Source organism: Lysobacterales bacterium (assembly GCA_019634735.1).
Lineage (GTDB): Bacteria > Pseudomonadota > Gammaproteobacteria > Xanthomonadales > UBA2363 > Pseudofulvimonas.
In genome coordinates this window covers 1-7,185 of sequence record JAHCAT010000026.1, presented here as the reverse complement: position 1 = coordinate 7,185, position 7,185 = coordinate 1, and the positions used below count along the sequence as shown (strand labels likewise).

General features: G+C 72.4%; 7 protein-coding genes. 4 read left to right on the top strand and 3 right to left on the bottom strand.

Annotated elements, in window-relative coordinates:
• Positions 1 to 259: 259 nt before the first annotated feature.
• Entirely contained in the window at positions 260 to 778 is a 519-nt protein-coding gene (locus KF823_16620; protein ID MBX3727526.1) for a hypothetical protein, read from the bottom strand.
• A 435-nt stretch (positions 779 to 1,213) separates the two neighbouring features.
• Here KF823_16620 and KF823_16615 point away from each other — a divergent pair, with 435 nt between their 5' ends.
• Positions 1,214 to 1,696, top strand: coding sequence for a YbaN family protein (locus tag KF823_16615; protein ID MBX3727525.1), 483 nt, complete (start codon positions 1,214 to 1,216; stop codon positions 1,694 to 1,696).
• Between the two features lie 295 nt (positions 1,697 to 1,991).
• On the opposite strand, the gene KF823_16610 is transcribed toward KF823_16615, so the two are convergent.
• Entirely contained in the window at positions 1,992 to 2,801 is an 810-nt protein-coding gene (locus KF823_16610; protein ID MBX3727524.1) for a ribonuclease Z, read from the bottom strand.
• A complete protein-coding gene (locus tag KF823_16605) occupies positions 2,798 to 3,511 on the bottom strand; it encodes a 3-deoxy-D-manno-octulosonic acid kinase (GenBank protein MBX3727523.1) in 714 nt (237 codons plus the stop codon). The genes KF823_16610 and KF823_16605 overlap by 4 nt, the downstream gene beginning before the upstream one ends.
• Positions 3,512 to 3,659: 148 nt before the next feature.
• Between KF823_16605 and KF823_16600 the strand changes: the two genes are divergently transcribed.
• The 3 genes from KF823_16600 (at position 3,660) to KF823_16590 (ending at position 7,154) form a co-directional block, all read left to right on the top strand.
• A complete protein-coding gene (locus KF823_16600) occupies positions 3,660 to 4,841 on the top strand; it encodes a glycosyltransferase family 9 protein (GenBank protein ID MBX3727522.1) in 1,182 nt (393 codons plus the stop codon).
• Positions 4,842 to 4,894: 53 nt separating this feature from the next.
• A complete protein-coding gene (locus KF823_16595) occupies positions 4,895 to 6,730 on the top strand; it encodes a GGDEF domain-containing protein (GenBank protein MBX3727521.1) in 1,836 nt (611 codons plus the stop codon).
• Positions 6,731 to 6,926: 196 nt separating this feature from the next.
• A complete protein-coding gene (locus KF823_16590; protein MBX3727520.1) occupies positions 6,927 to 7,154 on the top strand; it encodes a hypothetical protein in 228 nt (75 codons plus the stop codon).
• The last annotated feature ends 31 nt before the right edge of the window (positions 7,155 to 7,185 follow it).

Sequence of the window (7,185 nt, the reverse complement as noted above, 5' to 3'; positions counted from 1 at the left end):
TCGTCGCACTCACGTAAAGCCGCCTGGCAACGGGCTGAGACACGACGCTAATCAGGTCTGGGAGAGACCTCTGCAGCTCGCCGCGCTGCCCGCTTGTGACCCCGAACCGGGCCGGGCGGTCGACCGCCGGGGCGCTTTGTGCCTCAAAAAATGCGCAGCTAACCCACTGATTAGAAATAGGTTCCCGGGTAGGGCCGGGGGAGAGGGCCGGCACTTGCCATGATCCGCATCGTTGCCGGCCCGGCGGCGCGCGCTGGCCTCAGGCCGCGTCGTTCGCGTCCACGCGTTCGCGCAGGTGGGCCTGCAGCCCCGCCAGCGCGCGCTCGCCAAGGCGGGCCAGGCGGCGACCGGCCAGGTGGTTGGCCAGCGGGCCGCCGGAGGGCGGGCGTTCCAGACACAGGGTGAGGGCACTGCCAACCGCGCTGGCGCGCACGCCGACATCGAGCACGGTCAATGATCGCCGCGCCGCCAGCACCAGCACCAGCCGACCGGGCCGGAACGCCAGCACGCGCAGCACCAGCTCGCCGCCGACGGTGTCGAGCAGGCCGACGTCGCCGACCCCGCACAGACCCGGCGCCAGCGGCCGCAGCGCCCGCGCGCCCGGCCACCAGTCGACCAGGCAGCCGAGCCGGCGCAGGCAGTCCATCGCCCCGGCCGGCGCGATCGCCAGCTCGACCGTGCGCGACCAGGACAGCAGGTCGACCGAACCCAACGCCGCCTGCGTCAGGCGCGCCGACTGCCGAATGGCGATGCCGGAAAGCACCTCGACAGCGTTCACGGTTCGCTGTCCCCGGCCAGGTGGGCGACGAGGACCGGCGCCAGCAGCAGGGCGGACAGACCTGCGGCGGCCCGCCGGCTTCGGGACACGGACATGGCGAAAGATCCTTGGGAAGGGTGGACGGGGACGGCGACGATCCTCGGAGGGGTGTGGCGGTCGCCGGACGCGGGACCGGCTGGGCCATCGGTGCGGTGCTGCGATCGGGTCATGTCAGGACGGAAGCGGGGGTCCGGGGGACGCTGGCTTCCGGCGCGGGGCCGGGGCTGGCGGGTAGCGCGTCGTCGCTTAAATGCGAATGGCTCTCGTTCGCGATAAGATCACGCCGGCCCTGCCCTGTCAATCGACACCGGCGTGAGTGTCGATCGGCCAGCCGGGCCGCTATGCAGACCCCCCGCCCCTGAGCAAGCGTCGCTACCGCCCCGTATGCTTTCCGCCATGCCGCCCTCGGCCCCACCCCCCACCTCGCCCGCGCCAGCATCCGACCCGCGCCTGCGCGATTCAGACCGACCGGGACGGGCCCTGCGCCGGGTCCTGTGGTGGTTGCTGGCCTGGACCGCCCTGGTGCTGGGCCTGATCGGGGTCGTGCTGCCCGGCCTGCCGACCACGCCCTTCATTCTGCTGGCCGCCTACGCGGCGGCGCGCGGCTCGCCCAGGCTGGCGGCCTGGCTGCATGGGCACCGGCAATTCGGGCCGATGATCAGCGACTGGCAGGCGCACGGTGCGGTCAGCCGCCGCGCCAAGTGGCTGGCGACCGTGGCCATGGCCGCCTGCGTGCCGGTGCTGTGGTGGTTTTCCCCGAACGCCTGGGCGCACTGGCCGCCGATCGGGGTCATGGCGGTCGTCGGCCTGTGGCTGTGGCGGCGGCCGGAAGGTCCGCCGGGCGTCGCCAGCGAAGGGAACAGGGACGCGCCGGTCTAGCGTCGCTGAGGGCGGCGGTAGTCGTCGGATTGCCGAAGCTGCGAAAGTCCGAAGGCGTGAGCCGCTGCTGTCTCACGCGGCGCGGGTTCCACCTGGCGACCCTGGAGGGCCCAAGCCACGACCTCAAAGACTGCTGCGGGCTTGCATCAACAATTGCTGGGCCGCAGGTTGCGCCGGACCGGCTACGTCGCGGCGGGCGATCGCCACAGGCGCGATAGGCGGGCTGGTTCCCTGCCCTGCCCGCGGCACACGTCGTCCGCGGGTGCGACCCTGCTGGGCGTACGCCTGAGCGCGCTCAGCCGCCGGTGGCGCGTGGCACCGGCTTGCCGCGGGCGCGGACCACGGCCTCCGACGGCGCCAGGCGCAGCGGCGCCGGCAGCGCGAAGCGCTCGCCGGCGGTGGCCACGCGCAGGCCCTGCGCGCGCATCGCGCGGGCGTCGTCGTCCTGGCCGAAGTGGTACAGCACCATGCGCTCGCGCAGCGCCGGCGGGTACTCGCGCAGCAGGTCGTCGAGGCCGGTGTGCGAGGGGTTGCCGTGCAGGTCGCAGTCGTGGAACAGCACCTCGCCGTCGTTGCCGTAGGTGGCCAGCGCCTCCGGGATCGGCCGGGTGTCGCCGGTGAACACGAAGCTGCCGCGCAGCGCCAGCGCGAACGCCGCGTCGACGGCGTGGTGGCGCACCGGAAACACGTCGAACCACAGCCCGTCCAGCCAGAAGCCGCGGCCGACCGGCACCAGCCGGAACGCCTCCCAGAAGTTCACGCCGCCCTCGGCCAGGGCATTGGGATGGTTGGCGACGCGTTCCTGCAGCAGGGGCAGCACCGGCGCGGCCACGAACACCGGCACCTGGCCGCGCCGGGACGGATCGAACCACAGGTCGACGAACAGCCGCTCGAAGCCGCCGACATGGTCGAGGTGGGTATGGGTGATGTACAGCGCCGGCGGCGGCTTGCCGTAGCGCTGCCGGAAGCGGTGCGGCACCTGCGGTCCGCAGTCGATCAGCAGCAGCGGTTCGCCGTCGCGCAGCAGCACCGCCGAGGACTCGCCCAGCTCGACCGCGCCGGCATTGCCGACGCCGAGGAACTCCAGGGACAGGGAGGCCGTCATCGTGCCGAGGATAGCCGGTCCAGCGTACTGCGCCAGTGATCGACGACCGCCGGCCAGGCCTCATCCACCGCCGCCAGGGCAGACCCGGTCAGGCGCTTGTGCAGGGACCGGTGCAGACGGTCGAGATTGCCGGCCAGGCGGTCGCGGTCGTGGACGTCGCTGCAGGCGCGGTCGAAGTCGATCAGCCAGACCGCATCGTCGCCATCGAACAGCAGGTTGGTGGCATTGAGGTCGGCGTGCCACACGCCCCGGGCATGCAGGGCGGCGACCGCGCCGGCGACCTGGCCGAGCAGCTCGGCCGCCTGCGTCGGTGCCTGCTCCAGGCGCTCCAGCAGGGTCCGCGCGGCCGGCACCAGGGCGGTGATCAGGGCGGCGCGATAGACCGGCCCGGTGCGCCAGTAGCGCGCCGCGACCGCCTCGGGCACGCGCAGGCCGGCGCCGGCCAGGGCCTGCAGCAGCCGGAACTCCCGGAACGCGCGGGTGCGCTCGGCGCCGGTCCACAGGTAGTGTCGGCGCACGATGTGGCGCGGCAGGCCGCCGCGCAGGTACTGGCGCAGCACCAGCTCGCCGCTGGCGGTCTGCAGGCGCACGACGTTGCCGCGGCCGCCGCGGAATCCGGATTCGCCGCCGGTGCCGGCCTCGAACCAGTGCGGATCGAATACGGTGGCGACCCGTCCGGCGACCAGGGAGGCGCCATCACGGTGATCCACGCGCGTGCACGCGGGCGTCGGGCGGGCAGTTGGGAGCATTGTGGCCAGTGTAACGGCGGCGCGCGGCGCCGGGCCATGCGCCACAGGTCACGCCGGACAGCGCCCAGGTCGGCAACCCGGCCGGTCGTTCTGCGCCGCGACCGGCGCCATGCCCGGCAGCGGGTCCCTCCGGCAGCCACCCGGACCCTCGGCAAGTGCGCAGCTGCAGGGCGACCCGCGCACTTCATGCCAGAATCTCGCGATTCCCGCTGGAGCCGCCGTGACCTCGCCGCCCCGATCCGTGTGCCTGCTGCGCCTGTCGGCGCTGGGCGACGTCAGCCATGTCGTGCCGCTGGTCCGGGCGCTGCAGGACCAGTGGCCGGACACCGCGATCACCTGGGTGGTCGGCCGTTTCGAGCACCGCCTGGTCGGCGCCATCGAGGGCGTCGAGTTCGTCGCCTTCGACAAGCGCGGCGGCTGGCCGGCGTACCGGGACCTGCGCCGCCGCCTCGCCGGCCGCCGTTTCGATGCCCTGCTGCTGATGCAGCTGGCGCTGCGCGCCAACCTGGTGTCGACCGCGATCCGCGCGCCGCTGCGGGTCGGCTACGACCGCGCGCGGGCCAGGGAGGGCCACGGCCTGTTCGTCAACCACAGGATCGCCCCCGCGGCCGGCCAGCACGTGCTCGACGCCCTGCGCAGCTTCGGCGACGCGTTGGGCCTGGCATCCTCGCCGCCGCGCTGGGACCTGCCGGTGCCCGACGAGGCCGAGGCGTTCGCGCGCGAGCAGTTGCCGGACGGAACGGCCAGCCTGGTGATCAGCCCCTGCGCCAGCCACCCGCAGCGCAACTGGCGGCCGGAACGCTATGCCCTGGTGGCCGAGCATGCTTCGCGCGCACATGGCCTGCGCGTGGTGCTGGCCGGCGGACCGTCCGCCGCGGAGCGGGCGATGGCCGATGCCATCCTCGCCCGGTGCAGCGCGCCCGTGCTCGACCTGGTCGGCAAGGACACCCTCCCCAGGGCGCTGGCCCTGTTCCGCCGCGCCACCCTGGTGCTCAGTCCCGACTCTGGCCCGGTGCACATGGCCAACGCCATGGGCACGCCGGTGCTGGGCCTCTACGCCAGCACCGATCCGGCGCGCAGCGGACCGTACAGCGACCGGCGCTGGTGCGTCGACCGCCACGACCAGGCCGCCCGCCGGTTCCGCGGCCGTCCGGCCAGCGCCCTGCGCTGGGGCAGCAAGATCGAGGCCGAGGGCGTCAGCGATCTGATCGAGACCGAGGCGGTGATCGAACGCCTCGATGCCTTCATGGCCTGGCGCGCGGCCGGCGGTCATGCACCGCAAGCGCGATGATGGACGCGGCACGGCACAGGCCGTAAGGTGAGCGCTCAGGGTCGGGGACGGGCGTGATCGGACTGCGCCACACACGTTGGCTGCCGTGCCTGCTGGCGATGCTGGCGATGCTGGCGGCCGCGCCGGCCACGGCGCAGAACCGCCCGGCCCTGCTGGTCGACCCGGCGGTCGGCAGCCTGGATCTTTCGCCGCACCTGCGCTACCACCACGATACCGGGGCGACACTGGACATAGCGGCAGCGCTTGCCCTGTCGACGCAACCCGGCCGTTTCCTGCCGCTTCCGCCGGGCGGCGCCAACTTCGGCTTCCAGCGGGGCGCCTGGTGGTTCAACCTGCGCCTGGCCAGCGCCGCGCAGGGCGACACCACCTGGCTGCTGGTGCAGGAGTATCCGCTCAGCGACCAAGTCGACCTCTACGTCCGGCGCGCCGACGGCAGCATCGAGACCCACCTGTCCGGCGACCACCGGCCATTCGCCAGCCGCGCCATCCGTTACCGGCATCCCAACTTCCGGATCGACCTGGCGCCCGGCGAGGCGGTCGACCTGATGGTGCGCGTGCGCAGCGACAGTTCCATGCAGGTGCCGCTGGCGCTGTACACGCTGCCCGCATTCGCCGAGCGCGCCCGAGACGCGCAACTCGCCATCGGCCTGTACTACGGCATCCTGCTGGCGCTGTTCTTCTACAACCTGATCCTGTGGGCCAGCCTGCGCGACGCCAGCTATTTCTGGTACATGTTCCACATCGCCGGCTTCGGGCTGGTGCTGTTCTGCCTGAACGGGCTGGCCTTCGAGTACCTGTGGCCGGGCTCGCCGAAACTGCAGGACCTGTCGGTGCCGTTGTCCATCTGCATCGCCCAGGTCGGCATGCAGCAGTTCGCCCGCCACTTCCTGGACCTGCGCAGCCGCTGGCCGGCCGGCGACCGGGTGGCGCTGGCCTTCATCGTGTTCTTCGTGATTCTGGGCATCGTCGCCCTGTTCGTTCCCTACCGGATCGCCACGCCGATCGCCTCGGCGGCGGTGCTGCCCAATGTCGGCTGGATCGTCGTGCAGACCCTGGTCGCGCATCGCCGCGGCTACGCCCCGGCACGCCTGTTCATGCTGGCCTGGGGGCTGTTCCTGGGCGGCACCGCGATCTTCACCCTGGTGGCGTTCGGTGTGCTGCCGAAGATGTTCCTCACCGAGTACGGCGTGCAGATCGGCTCGGCGCTGGAGATGATCCTGCTGTCGTTCGCCCTCGCCTACCGCTATGCGGCGCTGCGCAACGAGAACGAACGCATCGTCCGGCAGTCGCGCGACGAGCTTGAGCGCAAGGTCGACGAGCGCACCGGCGAGCTGCGCCGGGCGCTCGACCAGCTCGCCGACGCCAACACCCAGCTCAGCGAGGTCAACCGTCGCGACGGCCTGACCGGCGTGTACAACCGCCACCACTTCCGCGAAGTGCTGGAACAGCACCTGTGCGACGCCCGCAGCCAGCGCCGGCAGCTTTCCGTGCTGATGATCGACCTCGACCACTTCAAGCTGATCAACGACCGCCACGGCCACCTGGTCGGCGACGACTGCCTGCGGGTGGTCGCGCAGCGCATGAACGGCGTGGTCGCCCCGCGCGGCGGCGTGCTGGCCCGCTTTGGTGGCGAGGAGTTCGTCGCCGCCCTGCCCGGCCTCGATGCCGACCAGGCGATGGCGGTGGCCGAGATGGTGCGCATGGAGGTCGCGGCCGACCCGGTGCAGTGCCGCGACACCGTGGTGGCGGTGACCGTCAGCATCGGCGTGCACGCCTTCGACGCCTATCGCGTGGCCGGCCCCGACGACGCCCTGCGCCTGGCCGACCGCGCCCTGTACAGCGCAAAGAACCAGGGCCGAAACTGCGTCCGCCCGGTGGTCGACGCCTGACCTGGCACCTGGCGCGTTTACCGCGCCCCAGATCCCTGCAACAGATCGCCTCTGCGCCAGCGCAACCGTTGCGCCCGTTGCACCCACCTCAGGGTCGCCGTCCTCCCCAACGCCGACCACCCGATGCACTTCAGCCGCGCTGAGCTCCCGAACTCCGTCACGAGAACCACCGTGACCGCCGCTGTCGCTGTCGCTGTTGCTGTCGCTGTCGCTGTCGCTGTCGCTGTCGCTGTCGCTGTTGCTGTTGCTGTTGCTGTTGCTGTTGCTGTTGCTGTTGCTGTCGCTGTCGCTGCTGGCGGACAGGATGTCCGCGCTTTTCCCGGGGCCCCACGCGGTCCGGCGGGGCACGGCCGGATCAGCCGCGCCGAAGGCGCGGACGGCGCCCGAGGCGCCGTCCGACGCGTGGGCCAGGGATGGCCCTTGAGCGGCGGCCCGGACGGGACACGCGCACCCGG